The sequence below is a fragment of the Janthinobacterium sp. GW823-FHT06H09 genome (assembly GCF_058794735.1).
In genome coordinates, this window is record NZ_JBXAHC010000001.1 from 378,925 (window position 1) to 403,556 (window position 24,632).

24 protein-coding genes and 1 pseudogene are annotated in these 24,632 nt (G+C 64.2%); 16 read left to right on the plus strand and 9 right to left on the minus strand.

Annotated elements, in window-relative coordinates; genetic code table 11:
* Positions 1 to 44 precede the first annotated feature (44 nt).
* Positions 45 to 1,298, plus strand: coding sequence for a DUF2863 family protein (locus AC1Q6X_RS01840; protein ID WP_070219186.1), 1,254 nt, complete (start codon positions 45 to 47; stop codon positions 1,296 to 1,298).
* Positions 1,299 to 1,555: 257 nt separating this feature from the next.
* Here the strand turns inward: AC1Q6X_RS01840 and AC1Q6X_RS01845 are convergent, their stop codons facing one another.
* Positions 1,556 to 2,020, minus strand: a complete 465-nt coding sequence (locus AC1Q6X_RS01845; RefSeq protein ID WP_492417545.1) for a CYTH domain-containing protein — start codon at positions 2,018 to 2,020, stop codon at positions 1,556 to 1,558.
* A 12-nt stretch (positions 2,021 to 2,032) separates the two neighbouring features.
* Positions 2,033 to 3,154, minus strand: a complete 1,122-nt coding sequence (locus AC1Q6X_RS01850) for a M14 family metallopeptidase (RefSeq protein WP_070219185.1) — start codon at positions 3,152 to 3,154, stop codon at positions 2,033 to 2,035.
* A 299-nt stretch (positions 3,155 to 3,453) separates the two neighbouring features.
* On the opposite strand from AC1Q6X_RS01850, the gene AC1Q6X_RS01855 reads away from it, so the two are divergent.
* On the plus strand, positions 3,454 to 4,116 hold the full coding sequence (locus AC1Q6X_RS01855) for a TetR/AcrR family transcriptional regulator (protein WP_070219184.1): 663 nt from the start codon (positions 3,454 to 3,456) through the stop codon (positions 4,114 to 4,116).
* Between the two features lie 96 nt (positions 4,117 to 4,212).
* Positions 4,213 to 4,584 (plus strand): hypothetical protein, encoded by a 372-nt coding sequence (locus AC1Q6X_RS01860; RefSeq protein WP_070219183.1) that lies wholly within the window; start codon positions 4,213 to 4,215, stop codon positions 4,582 to 4,584.
* Positions 4,585 to 4,644: 60 nt separating this feature from the next.
* On the opposite strand, the gene scpC is transcribed toward AC1Q6X_RS01860, so the two are convergent.
* Positions 4,645 to 6,141, minus strand: a complete 1,497-nt coding sequence (gene scpC / locus AC1Q6X_RS01865) for a succinyl-CoA:acetate CoA-transferase ScpC (RefSeq protein WP_070219210.1) — start codon at positions 6,139 to 6,141, stop codon at positions 4,645 to 4,647.
* 160 nt (positions 6,142 to 6,301) lie between these two features.
* On the opposite strand from scpC, the gene AC1Q6X_RS01870 reads away from it, so the two are divergent.
* A complete protein-coding gene (locus AC1Q6X_RS01870) occupies positions 6,302 to 7,195 on the plus strand; it encodes a LysR substrate-binding domain-containing protein (protein WP_492494733.1) in 894 nt (297 codons plus the stop codon).
* Between the two features lie 51 nt (positions 7,196 to 7,246).
* Here AC1Q6X_RS01870 and fucP read toward each other — a convergent pair whose 3' ends face one another.
* Positions 7,247 to 8,548 carry an L-fucose:H+ symporter permease gene (gene fucP, locus AC1Q6X_RS01875; RefSeq protein WP_070290605.1) on the minus strand — a complete coding sequence of 434 codons (1,302 nt, stop codon included), beginning with the start codon at positions 8,546 to 8,548 and terminating at the stop codon, positions 7,247 to 7,249.
* Between the two features lie 435 nt (positions 8,549 to 8,983).
* On the opposite strand from fucP, the gene AC1Q6X_RS01880 reads away from it, so the two are divergent.
* Both AC1Q6X_RS01880 and AC1Q6X_RS01885 read left to right on the plus strand, forming a co-directional pair.
* On the plus strand, positions 8,984 to 9,217 hold the full coding sequence (locus tag AC1Q6X_RS01880; RefSeq protein ID WP_080698581.1) for a DUF3563 family protein: 234 nt from the start codon (positions 8,984 to 8,986) through the stop codon (positions 9,215 to 9,217).
* A gap of 111 nt (positions 9,218 to 9,328) precedes the next feature.
* A complete protein-coding gene (locus AC1Q6X_RS01885) occupies positions 9,329 to 9,856 on the plus strand; it encodes an NADPH-dependent FMN reductase (protein WP_409028145.1) in 528 nt (175 codons plus the stop codon).
* Positions 9,857 to 9,914: 58 nt separating this feature from the next.
* On the opposite strand, the gene AC1Q6X_RS01890 is transcribed toward AC1Q6X_RS01885, so the two are convergent.
* From AC1Q6X_RS01890 to AC1Q6X_RS01905, 4 genes are all read right to left on the minus strand, one after another.
* Positions 9,915 to 11,621: a lactate permease LctP family transporter gene (locus AC1Q6X_RS01890; protein WP_492494736.1), complete on the minus strand. Its 1,707-nt coding sequence runs from the start codon at positions 11,619 to 11,621 to the stop codon at positions 9,915 to 9,917.
* Positions 11,622 to 11,715: 94 nt separating this feature from the next.
* Positions 11,716 to 13,161, minus strand: a complete 1,446-nt coding sequence (locus tag AC1Q6X_RS01895) for a LutB/LldF family L-lactate oxidation iron-sulfur protein (protein ID WP_492494738.1) — start codon at positions 13,159 to 13,161, stop codon at positions 11,716 to 11,718.
* Positions 13,158 to 13,874: a LutC/YkgG family protein gene (locus AC1Q6X_RS01900; RefSeq protein ID WP_492494740.1), complete on the minus strand. Its 717-nt coding sequence runs from the start codon at positions 13,872 to 13,874 to the stop codon at positions 13,158 to 13,160. The genes AC1Q6X_RS01895 and AC1Q6X_RS01900 overlap by 4 nt, the downstream gene beginning before the upstream one ends.
* Positions 13,871 to 14,668: a (Fe-S)-binding protein gene (locus AC1Q6X_RS01905; RefSeq protein WP_492494742.1), complete on the minus strand. Its 798-nt coding sequence runs from the start codon at positions 14,666 to 14,668 to the stop codon at positions 13,871 to 13,873. Before AC1Q6X_RS01905 ends, AC1Q6X_RS01900 begins: the two co-directional genes overlap by 4 nt.
* A gap of 152 nt (positions 14,669 to 14,820) precedes the next feature.
* On the opposite strand from AC1Q6X_RS01905, the gene AC1Q6X_RS01910 reads away from it, so the two are divergent.
* The 10 genes and pseudogenes from AC1Q6X_RS01910 (at position 14,821) to AC1Q6X_RS01955 (ending at position 23,547) form a co-directional block, all read left to right on the plus strand.
* The gene (locus AC1Q6X_RS01910; RefSeq protein ID WP_256267148.1) at positions 14,821 to 15,522 is read left to right on the plus strand and encodes a FadR/GntR family transcriptional regulator; all 702 of its coding nucleotides are present in this window, start codon (positions 14,821 to 14,823) and stop codon (positions 15,520 to 15,522) included.
* A gap of 83 nt (positions 15,523 to 15,605) precedes the next feature.
* Positions 15,606 to 16,019, plus strand: coding sequence for a hypothetical protein (locus tag AC1Q6X_RS01915; protein ID WP_492494744.1), 414 nt, complete (start codon positions 15,606 to 15,608; stop codon positions 16,017 to 16,019).
* Between the two features lie 287 nt (positions 16,020 to 16,306).
* Positions 16,307 to 17,065, plus strand: coding sequence for a TorF family putative porin (locus tag AC1Q6X_RS01920; RefSeq protein ID WP_083293424.1), 759 nt, complete (start codon positions 16,307 to 16,309; stop codon positions 17,063 to 17,065).
* 57 nt (positions 17,066 to 17,122) lie between these two features.
* On the plus strand, positions 17,123 to 19,213 hold the full coding sequence (locus AC1Q6X_RS01925) for a methyl-accepting chemotaxis protein (protein WP_492494747.1): 2,091 nt from the start codon (positions 17,123 to 17,125) through the stop codon (positions 19,211 to 19,213).
* A gap of 141 nt (positions 19,214 to 19,354) precedes the next feature.
* Positions 19,355 to 19,969: a hypothetical protein gene (locus tag AC1Q6X_RS01930; protein WP_492494749.1), complete on the plus strand. Its 615-nt coding sequence runs from the start codon at positions 19,355 to 19,357 to the stop codon at positions 19,967 to 19,969.
* An 80-nt stretch (positions 19,970 to 20,049) separates the two neighbouring features.
* A pseudogene (locus tag AC1Q6X_RS01935) lies at positions 20,050 to 20,196 on the plus strand (IS1595 family transposase); the annotation flags it as partial.
* 172 nt (positions 20,197 to 20,368) lie between these two features.
* Positions 20,369 to 21,397 (plus strand): acyl-CoA dehydrogenase family protein, encoded by a 1,029-nt coding sequence (locus AC1Q6X_RS01940; RefSeq protein ID WP_492494750.1) that lies wholly within the window; start codon positions 20,369 to 20,371, stop codon positions 21,395 to 21,397.
* Between the two features lies 1 nt (position 21,398).
* The gene (locus AC1Q6X_RS01945; RefSeq protein WP_492494752.1) at positions 21,399 to 22,169 is read left to right on the plus strand and encodes a PIG-L deacetylase family protein; all 771 of its coding nucleotides are present in this window, start codon (positions 21,399 to 21,401) and stop codon (positions 22,167 to 22,169) included.
* Positions 22,166 to 22,810: a class I SAM-dependent DNA methyltransferase gene (locus AC1Q6X_RS01950; protein WP_070219170.1), complete on the plus strand. Its 645-nt coding sequence runs from the start codon at positions 22,166 to 22,168 to the stop codon at positions 22,808 to 22,810. Before AC1Q6X_RS01945 ends, AC1Q6X_RS01950 begins: the two co-directional genes overlap by 4 nt.
* Positions 22,807 to 23,547 carry a glycosyltransferase family 2 protein gene (locus AC1Q6X_RS01955; RefSeq protein ID WP_230505787.1) on the plus strand — a complete coding sequence of 247 codons (741 nt, stop codon included), beginning with the start codon at positions 22,807 to 22,809 and terminating at the stop codon, positions 23,545 to 23,547. Before AC1Q6X_RS01950 ends, AC1Q6X_RS01955 begins: the two co-directional genes overlap by 4 nt.
* A 4-nt stretch (positions 23,548 to 23,551) precedes the next feature.
* Here AC1Q6X_RS01955 and AC1Q6X_RS01960 read toward each other — a convergent pair whose 3' ends face one another.
* Complete coding sequence (locus AC1Q6X_RS01960) at positions 23,552 to 24,601, minus strand: hypothetical protein (protein ID WP_492494755.1); 1,050 nt, start codon at positions 24,599 to 24,601, stop codon at positions 23,552 to 23,554.
* Between the last annotated feature and the right edge of the window lie 31 nt (positions 24,602 to 24,632).

Below are 24,632 nucleotides of genomic sequence, written 5' to 3' on the forward strand. Positions count from 1 at the left end.
TTGACTGATCCATTTTTTTCACTTTCCGAGACTCTTATCCCGCTATGCGTCGTCCTTCCAAAGATTCATCCCATAAACTGACTGCCGACAGCCAGCGCCTGGTCACCTTTGCCCAGGCGATCGTACAGGCAGCCAGCCGTCTCGAAGAGCGGTCCTGGGAACACAGCCTGGATACGCAGCTCCAGAAATTACTCAAAACCGGCCACCAGGACACCATCGACAACACCCTGGGCAGCCTGTTCAAGGAAGACTTGAACGCCTACGACGTGCTGATGGACTGCGTTGAAGCCATCAGCGAATCGACCGTCGTCACGCATGAAGACGTGCGCTACGACGCCCTGCTCGTCGCCGTGCCCATCCTCGCGTGGACGCGCTTTTCCATCGCTTCCGGCCCCATGGCCGGCGATGCGCACGGCGTGCTGTCCGCGCATTTCGCCGCCCACCTGCTGGCCGACGGCACGAAGATGGCCATGGCGCCCACCCTGTATTCGATCGACCAGTTGCCGCGCAGCCACGTCGAGACCTATGCCAAGACGCAGAAGCTGGCCCTGGCCGCCCTGAAGGGCACGGCCGTCAAGCCCTCCAGCAAAGAAGCGGAAACGGCGCCCTTCCTGGCCGATACGCGCTACCTGCTGGTGGCCGTGGTGGCCCCTGCCGGCGCACCGCTGTTCCGCTGGCAGACGCCTTCGAGCCAGCTCGACTTCATCGCCGAGCGCAGCGCCGCCCTGGAACAATGGCGCACGCAGGCGACGCCGACCATCGCCCGCCTGCTGCCCGGCTGCGGCCTGGAATTGCTGCTGCCGGAAGCGTACTACGTGGCTTGCCGCGAGGCGGACAAGCTGATACGCCCCGTCTCCGTGCGCGCCGCCGTGCACTACCTGACGCACACGCTGGCCATCGAACCGTCGGAACTGCGCGCCGTGATCGCCGGCTTCGGCGAAGAGGCGGCCGACGGCCAGGTCGACGAGTACCGCATCGCCTTCACCCTGCGCCAGGCGCCGGACGTCATCTACGGCATCGTCTGGCCCCTGTACGGCCAGGAAGACGAGGATGGCACGCCGATCGAAGGCCTGATCCAGGTCGGCATCGCCGCACTGGACAAGCAAAAGACGCCCGTCGATGAAATCATCGAACACCTGAACGCCGCCGGCGTGACGCAGATCAAGCGCCATGCGGAACGTTTTGTCGGAGAGTATTGCGACGACTGCGGCGCCCCCCTGTTTGCCGACCCGGTCGGCGAGCTGGCGCATGCGGAAATGCCAGAAGATACGCCGCAGGGCACCGAGCATTTCCATTGATGCGGGCTTGTCGGATTACGCGCGCAGCGCTAATCCGACCTACGATGCCGGCATAGGCCGTAGGTCAGATTAGCCGGAACGGCGTAATCCGACTACGGTTTGAAGAGGTGTCGATGCAATAGGTGTCGATATAATGGTTGAAAGGCAGGCCGTAGGTCGGATTAGCCGGAACGGCGTAATCCGACAACAGCGTTGGCGCATAAAAAAGGCGGAACCCCGGTTCCGCCTTTTTCATTTCAACGTCATTTAAAACACTATCACCACTGCGAGAACGGGTGGCGGATCAGGTTGGCATTGTAGTAGCGCGCATCGCCCGACACTTCCGCGCCTATCCATTCCGGCTTCTCGAAGGGCTGGTCTTCCGAGGCCAGTTCGATCTCGGCCACGAGCAAGCCCGCATTGACGCCCAGGAACTCGTCGACTTCCCACACCATGCCCGCGTGTTCGATGCGGTGGCGGTACTTTTCGATCAGCGGCTGTTCGCACAGGCCGTCGAGCAGTTCGACGGCGTCGGCCAGCGGGATCGGATACTCCCACTCGCCGCGCGTCGCCCCCACATTGGCGCCCTTGATGGTCAGCATCGCCTGTTCGCCCTCGATGCGCACCCGCACCACGCGCTCGCGCGCGGACGACAGGTAGCCCTGGCGCAGCAGCACCGCCTGCCCCAAGCCGCGCCAGGCATCGCCTTGCAGCAGAAATTTACGCTCGATCTCGACGCCCATGATCAACGCCGCTCAATCCAGCGACAGCAGGATAGGCTGCAGCATGGCCGCACCCAGGGCCGCGCTGCGCGCGCCGTTCCAGCCCACGGCCGGATCCGGCAAGTCGGCATTTTCCTTGAACGGCATTTCCAGGGTCAGCGCCAGGCAGCCGAAGTGGTGGCCGATGTATTTCGACGCCAGGGTCAGCATGTCCGACTTGTACTTGCTGGCCGCATAGCCGAACTTGTCCTGGAAGTCGGGGCTGGCCTGCTTGTAGCGCTCGATGAAGGCTTTCTGGTGCGCCGCTTGCGCCGGCGTGAAGTTTTCCAGCATTTCGTTGCCGGCCACAAAGTTGTACGGCAGCGCCTCATCGCCGTGGATGTCGAAGAACATGTCGACGCCCGTTTCGTGGATCTTGTTTTTCACGCACAGCACTTCCGGGCTCGATTCCAGCGATGGCGTCATCCATTCGCGGTTCAGGTTGGCGCCAGCCGCATTCGTGCGCAGGTTGCCGCGAATCGAGCCGTCCGGGTTCATGTTCGGCACGATGTGGAACACGGCGCGCTGCAAGAGTTTGCGTGCGATCGGGTTGGCGTCGTCGAGCAGCGAGTCGATCAAGCCTTCGACGAACCATTCGGCCATCGATTCGCCCGGATGCTGGCGCGCGATGACCCAGATTTTCTTTTCCGCCTGCGGATTGCCGATGGTAACCATGTTCATGTCGCGGCCATCGACCGTGCTGCCCAGGTCCGATACGCGCGCCAGCGGATGCTCGGCCACTTCGCCCAGCAGGCGCAAATGGCGTTCCCACGAGTACGGTTCGAAGTAGGCGTAGTACACGCTGTCAAGTTCCGGCGTGTGCGAGATCGTCATGACCTGGCCGTCGAACGTCGTCGGCACGCGGAACCAGTTTTCGCTGTCGTAGCTGGCCACGGCCTGGTAGTCTTCATAGCCGGCCGGATAGGTGGCCTGGCCCGCGTTCAGGAAGCGCATCGTGCATGCCTGGCCGCGCGCGCCCTGCAGGCGGAAGTGGAACCACTGGTGGATGTCGGCGTGGCTATCCTTGCGCAAGTTCAGGTCGATGGCGCCGGCGCTGGTGGCGCTCACCACGTCGATGGCGCCCGAGTCGAAGTTCTGGCTGATTTTAATGGTCATGTAATGATCCCGTCCGAATGTAAGTGTGCCGGCGTCGCCTCGCGGGCGGCCGCCGTTGCGCTAAACGCAGTGTAAGCTATCCCTCTATTTTCCGCCCTTTGTCCCCGTTCGCAAAGCCTGGCCAGCCGATTCGTGCACCATTCCGGGGCATCGATGGAAAAGCGGGGGTCAAAAGCGCGAAAAATCGGTCTACTGTCGCATCCACCGGACAAAAAACTGAATTGTAACAATGCCAGACACATTAGCGGGCCATCGCGCCCCTATAATTCCTGCTTTCATAGAGTCGCCAGGAAAGAGTCGTGGACAAGAAGTTGACCAATATTCAGGAAAGAAAGTTGCGCGAGGCGCAGGCGCGGCGCGAACACATCATCGACGTCGTCAAAGACCTCATCAAAAAGGGTGGCGCGCGCGCCGTCTCCATCCGCAAGGTGGCCGAGGCGGCAGGATTTTCCACCACCGTCGTGTACGCCCTGTTCCGCGACAAGGCCACCCTGATCGCCCAGGCCATGGACAAGGATTTGCTGGAACTGGTACGCGCCATGCGCACCGCCTGCGCCAATAGCATGGACCCATGGGAACGCATCAGCCTGGTCGGCCGCGCTTACATCGAGTACGGCTTCCAGCATCCCGACGAGTATTCGCTGATCTTCATGGAGCTGCGTCCGCACGCGGAAGTCGACGCCGTCGAAGTGGAACACGGCAATATCGAGCAAGACCCCTATGCCTACGCGCTGCACCTGTTCGGCGAACTGGCGCAGGCGGGCCAGGTACGCCAGGACGAGCCGGCGCTGCACACGATGACGCAAATCTTTTGGCAGTCTCTGCACGGCCTCGTTTCCCTGCGCATCGTCATGGATGCGGGCGACCCATGGACGCCGCACCTGGAAATGAACGCACATATCGACGACTTGCTGGCTGTCGTCACGGCAGGCATCCGCCTGCGCTTTGCACCGTCCTCGTGACGTTTGACCCAGCGCAAACCGCCCGGACGGAAAAGGCGGACAGTGGGGTGACGCCGCCTGCGCTGGTGCAGCGCGGCTCGCGCGAAGGAGTGCGAGATGAACGAAGCCTATGCCACGGACCGGCTTGACAAACAGCAAAGCGCGAACAATGCTGTACGCATGGAAGCGCGCCTGACAAAACTGGAAACGGACCGGGAACATGACCGGCTATGGTTCAAGACCCTGGAACAGCGTCTTGGCGAAGGCCTGGACAACGTGCGTGCGGAATTGCGCGACGAGTCGCAGCTGCTGCGGGCCGACCTGACGCAATTTCGCGGCGACCTGCGCGGCGACTGCCACGCCTTGCGCACGGAACTGGGCGACATCCGCAAACACATGCACACTCACTTCCTGTGGTTCATGGGCATCCAGGCCACCACCACGTTTGCCCTGCTGGGCCTGGGCGCCAAGGCGCTGCATATGTATTGAATTGTGAAAAAGGCAGGCGCGGTGCCGCACCGCCCTGCCCTATGTTTACGCTGACGCAAACTACTGCGCTGCCAGCATGCTCTGCGTTTCCTGATAGCGCGTATGCCACGACAGCGCCTGTTCCAGGATGTGCGGCGTATGGCCACCGCGCTGGCATGCCGCGTCGTAATACGCGCGCAATTGATCGCGGTAAGCGGGATGCGTGCAGCGCTCGATGATCAAGGGCGCCCGTTCGCGCGGCGCCAGGCCGCGCAAGTCTGCATAGCCCCACTCCGTCACCAGCACGTCGACGTCATGCTCCGTATGGTCGACATGCGAGACCATCGGCACGACGCTGGAAATGCGCCCGCCCTTGGCCGCCGATTTCGACACAAACATCGACACTTGCCCGTTGCGCGCGAAGTCGCCCGAGCCGCCGATGCCGTTCATCATGTGCGTGCCGCACACGTGCGTGGAATTGACGTTGCCATAGATATCGAACTCCAGCGCCGTGTTCAGGGCGATGATGCCCAGGCGGCGCACGATTTCCGGGTGGTTGCTGATCTCTTGCGGGCGCAGCACGATTTTCGAGCGGTAGTGGTCGATATTGTCCATCAGCTTCTGGTGCACGGCGGCCGACAGGGTGATCGACGAAGCCGAGGCAAACGCCAGCTGGCCCGAATCGAGCAGTTCGATGGCGCTGTCCTGCAGCACTTCCGAATACATCGTCATGTTCTGGAAGGGCGAACCGATCAGGCCGTGCAGCACGGCGTTGGCGATGGTGCCGATGCCCGCCTGCAGCGGCAGCAATTCCGGCCCCATGCGCCCGGCCGCCACTTCGCCTTCGAGGAAGGCAATCACATGGCCGGCGATCGCTTGCGTTTCCGCGTCGGGCGGCAAGGCGTTCGACGGGCTGTCGGGGCTGTCCGTGATGACGATGGCGGCGATGCGGGCCGGGTCGATGGCGATGGCTGTGCTGCCCAGGCGCTGGTCGACACGCGTGAGGGGTATCGGTTCCCGGCCCGGCAAGGTATGCGGAATATAGATGTCGTGCAAGCCTTCCAGCGCCAGCGGCGTGGACAGGTTGATTTCGATGATGACTTGCTTCGCCTGCTGGGCGAAGGCGGCGGAGTTGCCCACCGACATGGTCGGGATGATGGCGCCGGCCGCAGTGATGGCCGTCGCTTCGATGACGGCGATGTCGACGGCAGCCAGGTTGCCCGAGCGCAGCTGCTCAGCCGTTTCCGACAGATGCTGGTCGATGAACATGACTTCGCCCTTGTTGATCTTGCCGCGCAAGACAGGGTCGACCTGGAACGGCATGCGGCGCGCCAGCACGCCCGCTTCGGCCATCAGGCCGTCGCTGCCATTGCCCAGCGAAGCGCCCGTGATCAGGGTCAGGCTCAAGGGGTCTTGCAGGGCACGCTCGGCCAGGGCGCGCGGCAAGGCCTTGGCGTCGCCGGCACGGGTAAAGCCGCTCATGCCGACACGCATGCCGCTGTGGAACAATTTGGCTGCCTCGTCGGCGCTCATGATTTTGCTGAGCAAGCCTGGGTGGCGGATACGGTCCTCGTACATCGTGATGCTCCTGATATTCTTAATATTCTCAAACTGGATGGCTGTCATACACCAACCCCATAAGTGGTTTCAGTATAAAATCCCGCTTACATGCATGGCATGAATTAATTTCGCCACATCCAGTCGATATTTTCATGTCGCGCCACTGCCGAGCACCCTCTTGGATATCCGTTCCCTGCGCTATTTCGTCGAAACCGTGCGCCTGTCGAGCTTTACGCAGGCGGCCGAATCGCTGCACCTGACCCAGTCGACCATCAGCAAGATGGTGCGCCAGCTGGAAGACGAGGTGGGCGCGCAGCTGCTGGTGCGCGACGGGCGCAAGCTGACCTTGACGGACACGGGCCGCATCGTCTACCAGCACGGCCAGGAAATGCTGGCAAACATGCGCCAGCTGACCCTGGAAGTGCGCGACACCCAGGCCTTGCAGCGCGGCAGCCTGACGGTGGGCATCCCGCCCATGATCAATGTGCTGTTTACCCCTGTATTAAAAGCCTTCCGCGCGCGCCATCCGCACATCAGCCTGACCCTGCAGGAAGACACGGGCCAGCAGATCGAACGCAAGGTGGCGGCCGGCGAGCTGGAAATCGGCATGACGGTGCTGCCGGCAGACCCGGAACTCGACCTCGTGGCCGTGGAAGTGGCCAGCTACCCGATCTGGGCCCTGGCCGAGCCGGGCACGTTCCAGAAAAACCGCACGACGCTGCCCTTCAAGGCGCTGGCAGACTTGCCGCTGGTGTTATTGAAAGATGATTTCGCCCTGACGCGCAGCCTGCGCCAGCATTTCGCGCAGGCGGGCTTCACTCCGACGATCGCCGCGCAGAGCGGCCAGTGGGACTGGCTGGTGGCGATGGCGTCGGCGGGACTGGGCGTGGCCCTGCTGCCTGAGCCGTTCATCCACCGCCTGGCCGGCGAACCGTTGGAGACGGTGCGCATCGTCGAGCCGGAAGTGGCGTGGCAGGTGGCGCACGTCTGGAGCGGGCGCTATCTGTCGCACGCGGCGCGCGCCTGGCTCGAGGTGTGCCAGGACGTGCAGGGCACGCAATTCGCGCACTGACGTAAAAAAGGGTGGCCGAGGCCACCCTTTATATTGATAACGCTACCTTGTTTACTTGGCGTCGTCGCTGTACATGCTCGCGTACTTCCAGCCGAAGTACAAAATAAACGTGTAGCACAGGGCCGGCACGAGGAACGACAGTTGCAGGTTGATGTGGTCGGCCAGGAAGCCCTGGATGAACGGCACGATGGCGCCGCCGACGATGGCCATGCACAGGATGCCCGAACCTTGCCCCGTTTGCGCGCCCAGCTTGTTCAAGGCCATGCTGAAGATGGTCGGGAACATGATGGAGTTGAACAGGCCGACGGCGATCAATGCCCACATGGCCGTGTGACCGCTGGAGAACACGGCGACGAGGATCAGCGCGATGACGACGGCGGCGTTGAAGGCCAGGGTCTTGCCCGGGCTGACATAGCGCATCACGGCAAAGCCGACGAAGCGGCCCAGCATGGCGCCGCCCCAGTAATAGCTGACGAAATAGGCGGCGTCGGCGTGGCTGAGGCCCGCGATGTGGCTCTCGCCCAGGAAGTTGATCAGGAAGCTGCCGATGCTCACTTCACCGCCCACGTACAGGAAGATGGCCAGCGCGCCCAGCACCAGGTGGCGGTGCGACCAGATCGAGACCTTGTTGCCGTCCTGCGCCAGGGCGGCCGCATCGTCGGCATGCGAAATCTTCGGCAGTTTGGCCAGCGCGAACAGCACGGCCAGGATCACCAGGGTGGCGGCCAGTACCAGGTACGGGCCTTGCACGGAAGCGGCTTCCTTGGCGCGGTAGGCCAGTTGCTCGGCCGCCGGCAGCAGGTCGAACTGCTGCACCGTCAGCACGGTGCCGGACAAAATCAGCATGCCGCCCAGCGCAGGCGCCACGGTGGTGCCCAGCGCATTGAACGCCTGCGTCAGGGTCAATCGGCTCGACGCCGTCTGCGGGTCGCCCAGTTCCGTCACATACGGGTTGGCGGCCACCTGCAGCACGGTGATGCCGGCCGCCAGGATGAAGAAGGACAACAGGAACAGCGCATAGCTGCCGGTCGAGGCCGGGTAGAACATGGCGCAGCCGGCGGCGGCGATCAGCAGGCCGGCGACGACGCCGCGCTGGTAGCCGATTTTCTTGATCAGCATGCCGGCGGGCAGCGAAACGATGGCGTAGGCGCCAAAGAAGCAGAACTGCACCAGCATCGCCTGGACATAGGTCAAGGTGTAGATCGAGCGCAGATGGGGAATCAGCACATCATTAAGCGAGGTCAGCAGTCCCCACATGAAAAACAGGACCGTGACAATGATCAGGGCGCCTGTATTGTTTTGCGTGCCGGCCTGCGCGGACTGGACGCCTTGGCCTTGCTTTACGTATTCCATACCTTCTCCATTTTTCAATTCCAAGTTGATCTTGCCAGGCATGGAAGCGTTTCCACCCGGGCAGCACCAGGACGCGCAAGCGCCACGCAGATATCAGCGTGGGCCATGACTGCCATCAACGAAATGGGGCAGGCTTGGCGCTTCTTGCGCGCGGCAGGCGCACGGCCGACCGTTTCTCGCCAGAATGACGTCTTGTAGGCGCGGCATGCCTGCGGGCTGCGTCTGAAAACAACATTCGGGGCAAAACAGTCTTGTAGTAAAACTACGATACTGCGCCCGCATTATGCCTTAAAGCCCCGTATTGCGCAGCTTTCCCGGCTGTTATTTCAAAATTGAATAGCTGACATTTGAAATCAAAAGTAGCCTTATAACTTGGAGTCGCTATACTTATATTGCAGTGCAGCACAACGCGGCACGCCACATAAGGAGTCTGCCATGTCTACCGCATTTACTTACCACACCACGCAAAACAGCAATATCGTCGCCACCCTGGTCCACGCCGCAAAACGCGTCGGTGCCTGGCTGAACCAAAGCAGCGACCGCCGCGAGCGCGCTTACGAAGAAGCCTACCTGGCCGAATCGACCGACCGTTACGATCTGGAATACCGCATGCGCGAACTGGCCCGTGCCAACCCGCAGCCAAGCTGGATGAGCGGTCTGAGCCGTTAAGAGTGCCGTAATACCCAGCCACTCATCACAGCCCGTCATCGGCTGTTGCAACATCGATAGCGCCATCCTGCTAGCCTTGCGCTTGAGCACAGGATGGGCTATACAGGCGGGATGCAAACGCCCATTACCATCCTCGCCATCGCCGGCAGCCTGCGCGCCGCCTCGCTGAACACCGCCCTGCTGCGCGCCATTGCCCGGCTTGCCCCGCCGTCATTCGACATCCGCATCCATCCGGGACTCGGTGAACTGCCGCTGTTCAATCCTGACCTCGACGCCGACAGCCTGCCCGCCGTGACGGGTCTGCGCGACGCCATCCTGGCGGCCGACGTGCTGATGCTGGCCAGCCCCGAGTATGCGCACGGCGTGAGCGGGCCCATGAAGAATGCGCTGGATTGGATGGTGGGAAATGAATCGTTCATCGACAAGCCGCTGGTGCTGCTGAACGCCTCGCCGCGCGCCACGCACGCGCAGGCGGCACTGCGCGAAACGGTGCGCACCATGTCGGCGCGCCTGATCGACGAGGCCTGCATCAGCCTGCCCCTGCTGGGGTCGGGACTCGATGCGGACGGCATCGCCGCAGACCCGGCATTGCGCCGGGCCATCCTCGATATGTTGCAGCGCATCAGGTCATTTTCATGACCGTCTGCACGTTTTACTATCAATTCATCTAGTTTTACTACGTACTTCTACGGACCGCTCAATGCGGGATCATGCCGGTAAACACGTAGGCTTGCAGCATGGTGATGATGCCGATGATCACGGCAAACAACAGGCTGTGCTTCAAGGTAAAGCGGAACAGGTCCGATTCCTTGCCCACCAGGCCCGTTGCCGCGCAGGCGACGGCGATCGACTGGGGCGAGATCATCTTCGCCGTCACGCCGCCCGTCGTATTGGCCGCCACCATCAAGGTGTCGGACACGCCGATCTGGTGCGCCGTCGTGTTTTGCAGCGAGCAGAACAAGGCGTTCGACGACGTGTCGGAACCCGTCAGGAAGACGCCCAGCCAGCCCAGGAACGGCGAGAAGAACGGGAAGGCGGCGCCGCTGCCGGCCAGCAGCAGGGCCAGCGTGGACGACATGCCCGAGTAATTGGCAACGAAGGCAAACGCCAGCACCAGGCCGATCGACAGCACGGGACGGCGCAACTCCGCCACGGTTTCCACGAACGCCTTGACGCCATCGCGCGGCTTCATGCGCAGCATCAGCATCGACAATACGGCCGTCAGCAAGATCGCCGTGCCCACGGCCGACAGCAGATCGAGCTTGAACACGGCGTCATACGCCTTCGGCTCCGCCACGATGGGCATCGTCTTCATCACCAGTTTATCGAGATAGGGCACGTGGATCTTGATGACCAGGCCAGACAGCGCGCCGCCGGCGGCAAACAGCGCCTTGAAGCCGGGCAGGCTCCACACGGTGACGATGGCCGTCAACAGGCCGAACGGCGCCCAGGCACGCATGGTCTGCACCGTCGTGTAGGGAGAAGCGGCGCGGTTGCCGCCGCCGCGCAGGTCCGCAGCACCGCCCGCGCCGCCAAAACCGGACAGCGCGGCCGTGCCGCCGCCGACGGCATAGGCCACTTTCGCATTCTTCGGCTGCCACACTTTCAGGAACAGGGTCAGCGAGACCAGGCTGACGAGGGCCGAGGTGATGTCCGGCAGTTCAGGGCCGATATGGTTCGACGTGAAATACTGGGTCACGGCAAAACTCAAACCCGTCACCAGGGCGGCCGGCCACACTTCGCGCACGCCGCGCAAACCATCCATCATGAAGACCAGCCAGAACGGCACCAGCAGCGACAGCAACGGCAACTGGCGGCCCGCCATGGCGCCGATCAGGAATGGGTCGATGCCCGTCACCTGGCCCGCCACGATGATGGGAATGCCCATGGCGCCGAAGGCCACGGGCGCCGTATTGGCGATCAGGCACAGGCCCGCCGCGTACAGCGGGTTGAAGCCCAGGCCCACCAGCAAGGCCGAGGTGATGGCCACGGGTGCGCCGAAACCGGCCGCCCCTTCCAGGAAGGCGCCGAAGGCAAAGCCGATCAAGAGCACCTGCAGGCGCTGGTCGTCCGTCACCGACAGCACGGAGGCGCGGATGATCTCGATCTGCCCCGTCTTGACGACGATTTTATACAGGAAGACGGCCGTGACGATGATCCAGGCGATGGGCCACAGGCCATACGCAAAACCGTAACCGGCCGCCGCCAGCGCCTGCGGCACGGGCATGCCGTACGCGAAAATCGCCACGGCCAGCGCCAGCGCCAGGGTGACGGCGGCCGCCACGTGGCCCTTGATGCGCAGCGCCGCCAGGGCGATGAAGAAGAAAATGATGGGAACGGCTGCCGCCAGCGACGACAGCCACAGGCTGCCGAGCGGTGTATAAAGTTGGGTCCAGGTTTGCATGTCGGGTCTCCTCCGGTGGATGCGGGTTGAATGAAAAAACGGCTTTTGATGTAATTGTGTGCAGCGTGTTTTTTGCGGTATGGGGGGGGCGTCGCTATTCTTCCTGCCCCCGTGCGTTGAGCAGGTCGGCCAGGCTGCGCGGCGCCGGTTGTAAAGGCTTGCGGTGCTGCGTCCAGCCCAGCTGCGCGCGCGGCGTCAGCATCCGCAGCCGCGTAGCGGCCCAGCGGAACAAACGGTAGCTGGCGGGGCGCGCGAAGGCGCCGCTCCAGAAGCGCCAGATCAGGCTTTCGCCGCGGCTGAACTTGGCCCCCTGCCCGCGCAGCGGATGCGCCACCTGTTCGTCAGGATTGCGGTTCGCCTCCGTGCGCAGGCGCACCAGCAGCTGCGGAATCGGGATGCGCACGGGGCACACTTCGCCGCAGGCACCGCACAGGCTCGACGCGGTGGCCAGGTCGGCCGTCGCGTCCAGCCCCAGCAAATGGGGCGAGATGATCTTGCCGATCGGTCCCGGATACGTGGTGCCGTAAGCGTGACCGCCGATGCGCGTGTAGACGGGGCAGTGGTTCATGCAGGCGCCGCAGCGTATGCATTGCAGGGTGGCGCGCAGCTGCTCGTCGGCGTAAGCCTGGCTGCGGCCGTTATCGAGCAGCACCAGGTGCACTTCGCGCGGGCCATCCTGTTCCCCTTCCCGGCGCGGGCCGGAAATCAGGTTGAAATACGTGGTGATGGCCTGCCCCGTCGCCGAACGCGTCAGCAGGCTGGCCAACGGCACGATGTGCTCCAGCTTGGCCACCACCTTTTCCATGCCCATGATGGCGATGTGCACCTCCGGCACGGACGTCGTCAACCGGCCATTGCCCTCGTTTTCCACCAGCCACAGGGTGCCCGTGTCGGCCGCCGCGAAGTTCACGCCCGACAGGCCGATGTCCGCCTCGACGAAGGCCTGGCGCAGGGCGCGCCGCCCCATCTGGATCAGGCTGTCGACGTCTTCCGTGTAGGGCGCATCGGGGATGTGCTCGGCGAACAGGCCGGCGATGTCGGCCTTGGTCTTGTGTATCGCCGGCATGACGATGTGCGACGGCTTTTCGCCTGCCAGCTGGACGATGTACTCGCCCATATCGGACTCCAGGCAGCGCATGCCGCGCGCTTCCAGGTAGTGATTGAGCTCGATTTCCTCGCTGGCCATCGACTTGCCCTTGATGAAGCGCGTCGCCTGATTGCGCTGTGCGATGGCGTGGATGATGGCGTTGGCCTGCTCGCCATCCTCGGCCCAGTGCACCTGCACCCCGGCCGCTGTCAGTCTGTCTTCCAGCTGCACCAGCAAATCGGGCAGGCGCGCCAGCGCGTGCCGGCGCACGGCTTCGCCGATGTCGCGCAGGCGTTCCAGCTCGTCGCCGTCGGGAAATTGGGCGCTGCGCTTGTCCTGTAAAAAATCCATGGCGCCGCGAAAGCTCTGGCGCAGTTTCGGGTCGTCCAGCGCGGCGCGGGCGCGCGCATGAAAGTCCGCCGGCTTGACGAATTGCAGGGGCTTGGCGTTCATGGCTGGCCTCCTTCGTGGGCTGGCAAGTCGTCGATGATCAATACCCACAGCCAGCGCGGGCCATGCGCGCCATACGCGAGGGTTTGCTGGATATCCGACGTTTTCGAGGGCCCCGACACCAGCACCAGGTTGGCCGGCATGCCGTCCGCCCAGCGTTCGGCGCGCGCCGCCGCGTGCAAGTCCACGTGCAGGCTGCTCGCATACACGAGGCAGATGTGCAAGGGCGGCGCCAAGGACACCGTGCGCGGCGTGGCCGCATCGGGCGCGATGACCAGGGTGCCCGTGGCGGCGATGCCGGAGCGCGCGACGGTCAACCCCGCGTCGACGGTGTCGAACAGCTCTCCCTTCCACTGCGCCAGCGGACGGTCAAAAGACAGCGCTGCCACGCCCTGCGGCAAGGCGGCGTGCAAGGCCTGCCCTTCGGCGCTGCCGGTATCGAGCAGCAAACGGCGCACGCCGTGTTCACCGAGGCGCTGCGCCAGCAGGGCCGGCCAGGCATCCGCGCTCACGCAGTCGACTTCCGCGTGCGCAGCGCGCAAGGCTGCCTGCATGGCGGCTATCCTGTGCCGTGCCGGCAGCGGCGCGGCAGCGCGACGGGCCTGGTAGTGATTGTCGATGGCCGTATCGATGGCATCCACCGCTTCGGGCGCCGAGGGCGCGGCGGCGCGCAAACGCCCCAGCATGCGTTCGCGGGCAGTCAATGCCGTACTCATGGCGCGCCTCCCGTGCGGCGCCACAAAAAGCTGGCCATGTGCTCGACGGGCAGCGGCGCGCCCTGGTGCTGCGCGGCGTGGCCGATATTGAGCAGGCAGCCGCAGTCGGCCGAGACCAGCCGGTCGCAGCCCGTGGCGCAGGCCGAAGCGATCTTGTCGCTGACCATGGCGCCAGAAATGTCCGGATGTTTTAGTGAAAACGTGCCGCCGAAACCGCAGCATTCCGATTCGCGCTGGTGTTCGATACGCGTCACGCCGGGCAAGGCGTCAACCAGGGCCACGCCGTGGGTGCGCGTGCCCATTTCGCGGCGCGCCCCGCACGAGGTATGCAGCACCACGTTTTCATCGGCCTGCCCGGCGCCGGCCAGGGCCAGGCCCGCCAGGTCAAGCTGCAGCACGCAGACGAGAAACTCGCTCAGTTCGTACACGCGCTCGGCCAGTTCCAGCGCCTTGGGACCGGCCACCGGGTCGTCCTGGAACAGCTGCGGCCAGTGGTGACGCATCATGCCGGCACAGGAACCGGACGGCACGATCACGGGCCAGGGCTGCGCAAACAGGTCGAGCTGGGCGCGCGCCACGGCACGCGCCTGTTCCGGGTTGCCGCTGCTGTAGGCGGGCTGGCCACAGCAGCTCTGGCCGCGCGGATAGTGCACCAGCAAGCCTTCCCGCTCCAGCAGGCGCACCGCGTCGAGCCCCGCCTGCGGCACGAACAGGTCGACCAGGCAGGTGGCGAACAGGTACACCTCGTGTGGTGATGGCGGATAGTGGCGCGGCTGGCGCGGGTCTGGCTGCATGAGTGTGTCTCCCCGGCGCTCTGTGTGTTGCTGCGGCGCCGCTGTGTGTTGTTAAGAATGACCGGTTCACGCATAATTCCAGCTTCCGCAAGCCACTTCAAATTGCTCGGACCACTTTAAAACAACACCGGAAGACATCGATGGCGACAGGCATGCAAACACGGGGCAGGGTCGAGATGGTGATGCGCAGGCTGGAGACGGCCCTGCTGGACGGCAGCTTGCCGGCGGGCGCGCAATTGCCGGCCGAGCGCCTGCTGGCGCTGCAATATGGGGTCTCGCGCAACACCGTGCGCGAAGCGGTGCAGCGGCTGGCGGCGCGCGGCCTCGTGCGCAGCCGGCGCGGGGCCGGCGTGTTCGTGACCGATCAATTGCGCACCGGCATGGCGTCACCGTGGAGCCAGCTGGTGGCCGACCACCCCGCCCTGCGCGACGACATCCTGGAATTTCGCCGCGTGCTGGAAGGGGCGACGGCCTATTTCGCGGCGCAGCGGGCCAACGGCGACGAGCGCGCGCAGATCATGGCGCTGCTGGCCGAACTGGAGCAGGCACGCGCCAGCGACGACAAGCACGGCGAGGCGCAGGCCGACGCGCGCCTGCATGAAGTCATCGCGCAGGCGTCGCACAACACCATGTTCCTGCACTTGCACACCAGCATCATCGGCATGCTGCGCGAACACATCACCATCAATGGCACGGGCTTGCGCCAGCAGGACGACGCGACCTCGCTGCAGCTGCTGTCACAGCACCGCACGCTGTGCGAGGCCATCTGCGCCAGCCAGCCCGAGGAAGCGCGCACGGCCATGCAAAGCCACATCGATTTCGTGCGCACGCGCGTCACCAGCGATGACGACTGACGCCACTGGTAGGACCACAGTCCATGGCCACAGCGGCGGCGAAAGCTGCTAACATCGCGCGCCGCCATTGACTTCCTCCTGCCATGACCGTCCTCGTCCACACCCACCCGCTGGTGCTCCAGCTGGAAAACGACTTGCTGCCCCTGTTCCGCGCCGCCCTGCCCGCACTCGCGGCGGCGGCCCCACGGGCGCTCGCCTCCGTATTCGCCTTTTCCAGCGGCACGGCCAGCGCCTTCCACGATTATCATTTCGGCATTTCCTGCCTGCTCGAGGACGTGCCCGACGATGCCCCGGAAGAAGTCGCCCTGCTGGTCAGCGTCACGGGACTCGAGTCGGGCGCCCGGCTCAGCGCACAGGTCGTCTGGGGCCAGCCTTCGGGCCGGGTGGAAACGCAGGCCGAACTGTCGGCGGGCGACCTGCCTGCCTTGCACGCGGCCCTGCCCGGCTTGCTGGCCAGCCTGCAGGAGGCAGCCAGCCGTGGCGGGCCGCGAATGTAACAAGCGCATGTGACAGGCACATGAAAAAGTGCCGGGAAACAACAACTTACGTTTTCCGTAGCGCAACTTTGTTGACTTCCACTAGTCCCACCCCCTATCCTTTCAGTTAAGTTTAGCGAGAATATCTGCCCGTTCATGCGAGCCTGCAGGCAGGGTCCGCCTTGCCTCCACAAAAGTCCATTCCGCATTTTTATTGCAACCATCAGGGCAACGTGCCTGGACGGCCGCTGCCAGCAAATACGGAGCTGACTGCCATGCCATCGCACCACTATTTTCCTGGAACATCCTTGCTCGGCTGCCTCTTCCTGCTGGCCGCCCTGCCCGTGCAGGCGCAGAGCACGGACAGCCCTGCCGCCACCTTCAGCGCCAATGCCAGCCTCACGTCCCAGTACATTTCGCGCGGCTTTCGCCAGACCTGGGGCAAGCCGGCGCTGCAGGCGGGGGCCGACTACGCGCACCCGAGCGGCTGGTCGCTCGGCACCTGGGCTTCCACCGTCAGCGACCGCTACATTCAAGACGCCACGGTCGAATGGGATCTGTACGGCGGCTACAGCGGCACGGTGGGTGAACTGGGCTACAGCGTGCTCGCGTATTACTACAAGTATCCGGGTGCCGTCTACCGCGCCACAGGCGTCAAGTATGACTATGGCGAACTGTCGCTGGGCCTCAGCTACAAGATGCTGTACGCCAAGTACAACCATACGGTCACGCCGGACTTCTTCGGCATCACGCATGCGCGCGGCACGGGCTACCTGGACGTGGGCGCGAATGTCGACCTGGGCAATGCCTGGACCTTGAACCTGCACGCCGGCAATGGCCGGGTGGCGGGCACGGGCAATGCCATCTGGAACTGGCGCGACGCCAAGGTGGGCGTCACCCGGGCCTTCGACGGCGGCTGGAGCGCCAGCGCGGCCGTGACGCGCGCCTGGGGCGCCACCGACGCCTACGACCATTACACCTTGGGCATTCCGAATGCGGCCGGCCAGTTCGACACGTCGAACCCGGCCGCGGCCACGCTGGTCGTGGCCATCAGCAAGACGTTCTAGGCGCGCCACCCGCGACGCCCATGGCACCGATACCCCTCCCCATCAAGGAACAGCATCATGCAACTCTCACTGAACAGTAAAATCTGCGTCGCCGCCACCGCGCTCGCCGTCCTCAGCCTCGGCGTCACGGCGGCGGTGATCGGCTACAAGAGCAGCGCCAGCGCGGAAGCGGCCGCGCTGGACCTGGCGCGCACGTCGGCGCGCGAAGTGGCCGGCGCGCTGCAGGCGCGCATCGCCAGCAACCTGTCCAGCGTTTCCAGCCTGGCCGGCGCCATGCGCGGCACCAAGAGCGCCAGCCTGCCCCTGCAGCGCGAGCAGATCAATGAACTGACCAAGGCCACCCTGACCAGCTCGGAAGACTTGCTGGGCGCGGCCGTGACGTGGGAGCCGAACGCGCTCGACGGCAAGGATGCGGATTTCGCCAACCAGAAGCCGTACTACGACGCCAGCGGCCGCTTCATGCCCTACTGGACGCGGGGCGCCGGCGGCAAGCTGCAAGTCGAACCCATCGTCTTCGACCCGAAACCGGGCGCCAACGACTGGTATGACGTGCCCAAGCGCACGGGCAAGACTTACTTTACGGAACCGTACATCTACCCCGTCGACGGCAAGAATGTGCTGATGGCCTCGCTGGTGGCCCCCATCATGATCGACGGCGGCTTCAAGGGCGTGGCCAGCGCCGACTTCATGCTCACGCGCCTGGCGAAAATCCTGGCCGACCTGAAAGTGATCGAGGGCGGCAAGCTGGCCCTGATCTCGAACGGCGGCCTGTACGCGAGCCATCCCGTGCCTGAGCGTCTGGGCAAGAAGGCCGACGACGTGCCTGCGGCCGGCCTGGAAAAAGTGCGCCAGGGCCAGCCGTACGAATATGAAGACGGCCAGGGCTATATCCATTTGCTGCAGCCGCTGCAGATCCACCCCGATATCGCGCCCTGGAGCGTGGAACTGAACTTCCCGAAAAGCGTGGCCATCGCCTCGGCGCGCGACCTGATGATCTACACACTGATCGTCGCCCTGCTGTGCGCGGCGGCCACGGCCGGTATTTTGATCCTCGTCGTCAACCAGCTGACGCGCCCCCTGCGCACCCTGGGCCGCACCATGACGGACCTGTCGAGCGGCGACGCCGACCTGCGCGTCAAGCTGGAAGTCAAGGGGACCGACGAGCTGGCCGTCATCGGCAAGGGTTTCAACGCCTTCGTGGAAAAGATCCATGCCGTGCTGCTGCAAGTGCAAGCCAGCGCCGACAACGTGGCCCGCGCCAGCGCGGAAATTGCGCAAGGCAATAACGACCTGTCGGCCCGCACGGAGCAGCAAGCCAGTTCGCTCGAAGAAACGGCCGCTTCGGTGGAAGAACTGACGGGCACCGTCAAGGAAAACGCCGACCATGCGCGCCAGGCGAATCAACTGGCCGCTTCCGCATCGAGCGTGGCGCAGAAGAGCGGCGAAGTGGTCGGCAAGGTCATCGAAACGATGACCTCGATCAACGACTCGTCGAACAAGATCGTCGACATCATCAGCGTGATCGACGGCATCGCCTTCCAGACGAATATCCTGGCCCTGAATGCGGCCGTGGAAGCAGCGCGCGCGGGCGAACAGGGCCGCGGTTTCGCCGTCGTCGCCACGGAAGTGCGCAACCTGGCGCAACGCTCGGCGGCGGCGGCCAAGGAAATCAAGCTGCTGATCGACGATTCGGTGGGCAAGGTCGCGGCCGGCAGCAAGCTCGTCGATGAAGCGGGCGCCACCATGGAACAGGTGGTCGACAGCGTGCGCAAGGTGACCGCCATCATGGCCGACATCAGCGTCGCCACCAACGAACAAAGCGACGGCATCGCCCAGGTCAACCAGGCGCTGGCGCAGATGGATGGCGTGACGCAGCAGAACGCGGCCCTGGTCGAAGAAGCGGCGGCGGCCGCCGAAAGCCTGCAAGACCAGGCCAGCCATCTGGCCGAGGTGGTCAGCGTGTTCAAGCTGGGCGAACAGGTACGGCAGGAAGCGCCGGCAGCAACGCCGGCGGCAGCCGTGGCAACACCGCGCGCCGCGCCGCCAAAGACAGCATCACCTGCCAAGCGCCTGGCCGTTGCCAAGCCGCCAGCGGCACAGCACGCGCCGGCCAAGGCACCGGCAGGAGATGACTGGGAAGAGTTTTAAGCCTGCCTTGCCTGGTCATTGCACGCTATCCTTGATGTAAATCAAGTGGCAAATACATTCGGTGAGAATTGCCCCTGAGCCATCCTTTTATACTGTTGCCGCGTCTACGGCACGCATGTTTGCCGGCATAAAAGGATGGGCATGAAAAAAATCGTAGCAGTATTATTGACATCAAGTACCGCACTGCTGGCTGGCTGCGGCGGTGGCGGCGGCGGCAGCAGTGATGCAGGCAATGTCAATGCCGGCTCGACGCTGGCGCCCTACGTCGGCACCTGGCAAGCGCCATGCGACGAGCATGAACGCCAGACCATGGTCGTCGCAGCCAAAGCCGACGGCAGCGGCGCGATGGAACTGACCTCCACCACCGAAACCTATCTCAAGACCGGCTGCAGCGGCACCTTGCTGGGCACGGAAACCATGACCTCGAAAATCACGGCGACACCGGATGGCGTGGCTGACGTTCTCGTCAAACTGACGGAGAATGGGGCCGCGAGCAACGTGCGCATCGACAAACTGAACCTGTCCATCCCCGCCTATAGCTTCAACGTCACGGGGCCCGGCGTGCAATACGTGAAGAAAGATGGCAAACAGCAATGGTGCATCGAATATGAAGGCGGCTCCACTTGCCTGCTCGACGAAGGCACGCTCCCCGCGCAAACCATCAAAGGCGGCATCGTCTTGCGTGACAACACCCTCTACACCTTCTCGCACAACGGCAGCAGTTACGTGCCTGACATGCTGTATGTAAAAAAATAGGCTCAGTCATCGGCAAGTAGGGGAAATGACGGAATCTTCCCTTGGCGGTGCTGTCTGACTCTGCATATTCACCATGCGACTGGCTGCGGCCGTTTCACGGCGTGGCCACGCGCTACCTGCCGAACTACCTGGGCTGGCGCTGAATACCCGACGCCAGGCGCATCCGTTCACCAGAAACGTTACTGAAGGCAACACTGGGAGCGTTCCCACACCTGACGGTGACATAGCCCAAAAATAAACGCACGAGTAGCCGTGGGGCCGCCCGGCCCCGCAGCTTGGCGCGGCGGCGCCATCTCACCCACCGCCTCGTAGACTCGAGTCCGTTAGCGAGCGTATGTGTAGAATCGAACATACTTTGCGTAAATAGAAAGCTATTCTGTTGAAAAACAGGAGCTTGCCATGTCGTCCCACGCTTTCCCCCTGCCGTCCCACGCTGCACTGAGCGCCCTGCTGCAGCAGCAGGACAGCGCCTTTCTCCCCATCGAAGGCTTGCGGCGCCTGCGCGATGCGGGCTTGGACCAGCTGCCCCTGCCCGGCCACGGCGCCACCCTGCTGCGCTGGCAAATGCTGGCCGCCATCGCCGCCATCGACCTGTCCCTGCTCAAGCTGTATGAGGGCCATACCGATGCGCTGGCCATCCTGGCTGAAATCGACGGCCCCGGCGTGCCGGCCGGCAGCAGCTGGGGCGTATGGTGCGCGGAAATGCCGGGCGCGCGCGTGCAATTGCAGCAGGCGGCCGATGGCCGCTATGTGCTCGATGGACGCAAGGCCTGGTGCTCCGGTGCGCATGGCCTCAGCCATGCCTTGGTCAGCTGCTGGAATGAGGACGGCCAGGCTTGCCTGGCCTCGGTAGCCCTGTCGCAGCCGGGCGTGCACGTCACGGACCAGGGCTGGCAAGCCGTCGGCATGGCCGCCTGCGCCAGCGTCGACGTGACCTTTTCCGCCGCGCGCGCCTTTCCCGTAGGCGCGCCGGGCGCATATCTGGCCCGTCCCGGCTTCTGGCATGGCGGCGCCGGCATCGCGGCCGCCTGGTACGGCGCCGCCTGCGCCATCGCCAGCCACCTGCACGCACGCGCGCAGCACGCCGCCCCCGATGCCGTGCGCCTGGCGCAGCTGGGCCAGATCGACTGTGCGCTACGCGCCGCTGGCGCCCTGCTGCGCGAAGGCGCGGCGGAAATCGACGCCCATCCGCAGCGCGACGCCATGGGACTGGCCCTGCGCCTGCGCCTGGCCGTGGAAGATGCCGCCACGCTGGCCCTGCTGCTGACCACGCGCGCGCTGGGCGCCGGGCCCCTGTGCCGCGACGCCCGTTTCGCGCGACTGGCGGCCGACCTGCCCGTGTTCCTGCGCCAGAGCCATGCCGAGCGCGATCAGGCCGTACTCGGCGGTATCGTCGCCGGCGCTGAAGATCATCCGTGGGCGCTATGACATGCTGACTCTTGCCGATACGCATACGCGCCGCATCGAAGGTTGCGGCACGCCAGACCAGGTGTGGCAATCCTGGCCGGGGCTCAACGAGTTACCCGCAATCAGCGCCCACGCCTTGGTGCCGCCGGGGGCGCGTGCCGTGATCGTCGCGCCCCATCCCGACGATGAAATCCTCGCCTGTGGCGGCTTGCTGCAACTGCTGGCGGCGCAGGACAGCGAACTGCTGTTCGTCGCCGTCACCGACGGCGACGCCAGCCACCCGGGCTCGCCACTCTGGCCGCAGGAACGCCTGCGCCAGGTGCGTCCGCAGGAATCGGCGCTAGCGCTGCAGGCACTGGGATTGGCGCTGCCCGCGTGGCTGCGCCTGCACCTGCCCGATGGCGGCGTGGCCGGCAGGACGCCGCAGCTGAGCGCCACATTGGCAGCGCAGCTGCGGCCCGGCGACATCGTCTTCACCACCTGGCGCCTGGATGGCCACCCGGACCATGAAGCGTGCGGCTGGGCCTGCGCTTCGGCCTGCTCGGCCAGCGGCGCCACCCTGGTGGAAATGCCCGTCTGGGGCTGGCACTGGGCCGTGCCGGGCGACGCGCGCGTACCCTGGCACCGCGCGCGCCGGCTGCCATTGCCGGCCCCCCTCCTGCAGCGCAAACGCGCCGCCCTGCGTTGCTTCGCCAGCCAGATGCAGGATGACCCGTCGACGGGCAGCCCCGCCATCGTGGCAGGCGACGCCTTGCAGCGCCTGTTGCACGCGTGGGAGGTGTATTTTCTATGAGCGCCATTTCCACGCCCGACGACCAGCGCCGCAGCTATTTCGAACAACTGTATCGCCAGGATGCCGACCCGTGGCTGGTGCGCCAGCGCTGGTACGAGGAGCGCAAGCGCGCCCTGTTGCTGGCCAGCCTGCCGCAGCAACGCTACCGCCACGCATATGAACCGGGATGCGGCAATGGCGAGCTGACACTGGCGCTGGCACGGCGCTGCGAGCGCCTGCTGGCGGCCGACCTCTCGGCCGAAGCGCTGGGGCTCACGCAGCAGCGGCTGCTCGACGCCGGAGGAGGCGGCAACGTCAGCCTCGCGCAGCACCGGCTGCCGCAGGACTGGCCGCGCATCCTGCCCGGCGCCGACAAGTTTGACTTGATCGTCCTCAGCGAGATCGCCTATTACCTGTCGCCGGAAGAGCTGGCGCGCGTGGTCGAACACTGCATCGCCAGCCTGGCGCCGGGCGGCAGCATCGCCCTGTGCCACTGGCGCGCGCCATTCGCGCAACGCATCATCTCGACCGTGCGCGTGCATGCGGCGTTCGAGGATGCGCCCGGCCTGCACCGCGTGCTGCGCCACGAAGAGACCGACTTCCTGCTGGGGATCTGGTCGAACGATGCGCGCTCGGTGGCGCAGCGCGAGGGCTTTGCATGATCGGCGTCGTGGTGCCCGTACATGACGAGGAAGCGTGCCTGGATGCCTGCCTGGAGGCATTGCGCCTTGCCGTCACCTGCCCCCGACTGTCCGGAGAAGCGGTGTGCATCGTCATCGTGCTCGACGCCTGCAGCGACCAGTCGCAACGCATCGTGCTGACGCACGCCATGCAGACGGACCTGCGCTGGCGCCTCGACTGTATCGCCGTCAATGTGCGTAACGTGGGCAGCGCGCGCGCCGCGGGCGCGCAGGAACTGCTGCAACGCGGTGCCCGCTGGCTGGCCTTCACGGATGCGGATACGCGCGTCTCGCCATCGTGGCTGAGTACACAGCTGGGCCTGAATGCCGATGCCGTCTGCGGCACGGTGGCCGTGGACGACTGGTCGCCGCACGGCGACAACGCCGGGGCGCTGCTTGCCCACTTCAGCCGCACCTATACCGATGCCGACGGCCACCGCCACATCCATGGCGCCAACTTCGGCGTGTGCGCCAGCGCCTACCTGCGCGCCGGCGGCTTCGCGCCACTGGCTTGCAGCGAAGACGTGGCCATGGTGGCCGCGCTGCAAGCGTGCGGCGCGCACATCGCCTGGAGCGCCGCGCCGCGCGTCACCACCAGCGCCCGCCGCCATGCCAGGGCACGGGGCGGCTTTGGCGATACCTTGCAGCAGGTGGTGGCGGAGATGGCAGGGCAGACGGCAACGTGCACTCTCGCCATGCTGCCAGAGCATCAAGGATAAGGGATCATGCGCTTGCCTGCTCTGCTCGGCCCGCCTCGTCCTCCAGCTTTTGCCGCCGCGCCTCCTGCTCCGCCTCATCCTTCTCCTTCTTCTCCTTCTCCACGAGCTGTTCATCCAGACGTACCCTTAGCTCTGCCCAGGCCACTGCGACCTTGGACGACACCGCTAAACTGGCAAATAGCAGGATCACCAACGGCAAGAGGCTAAAGGCATATGTCAGCAGCCCATCCTTCAAATCAATCACTTTCAGTTTGGAAACGCCCTCATCCAGCGCATTGGCCTTCGCACTTGCGGCGGGTAAATCGAGTAATTTTATCTGCAAGATAATTCCATCGATATTTTTCGTGACTTCTTCCCCCGTATCCAGCATTACATTTACATACAGCGCAGCTATTTCTTGAGTGATGGTGTCACAACTCTTTTTCAACTGCGGGCGTGACAAGCAATACTCAGGGGGAAGATGCTCCTTGAAAATAGCCGAGGCGGCGTTGAGATAATGGCTCCGCTCATTTCTTTCCAATTTATCCAGGCTCAAGCCGATCTGATAGTAGGGTCCGATGAATACGATGAGGGCAAACGCGGCCATGACCTCGGCGCGAAATTTCATTCTGGCGACAAACACATTGCGTTCCGTGCCCTGCTTGGCAAGCACCTCGTCACGCTTGCGAAATGAATGAATAATTGTCCCCGCGACCACTAGCAGGCACGCTACAACGTAGAAATACCTGAGCCAGATCACTTTGGCAGCCCAAGAAAATAGAAGAAAAACCACGCCTGGAATGACCACCACGAGCCCTACGACAATCAGAGCGCGGTTCCAATTAATTTGTTTGTACATTTTCACTTTACAAAGACAAGACCAAGATACGGGATACGCCGGAGCACCGGCGCAATTGATGAGAACTATTGCCAAATAGAAATTATATTGAGGCAAATTTGATGTCAAGCGAAAATCGCTATTAACTAAAAATTGAGCGGCTGCAGCAAAAAATATCACCCGCACAGCATCGTCGAAGCAAGCAGCACGCGCTATGCCGGCGGCACGAGGAACCAAACCGTTCGTCTGTCCCTGCGCGCCGCCTTTG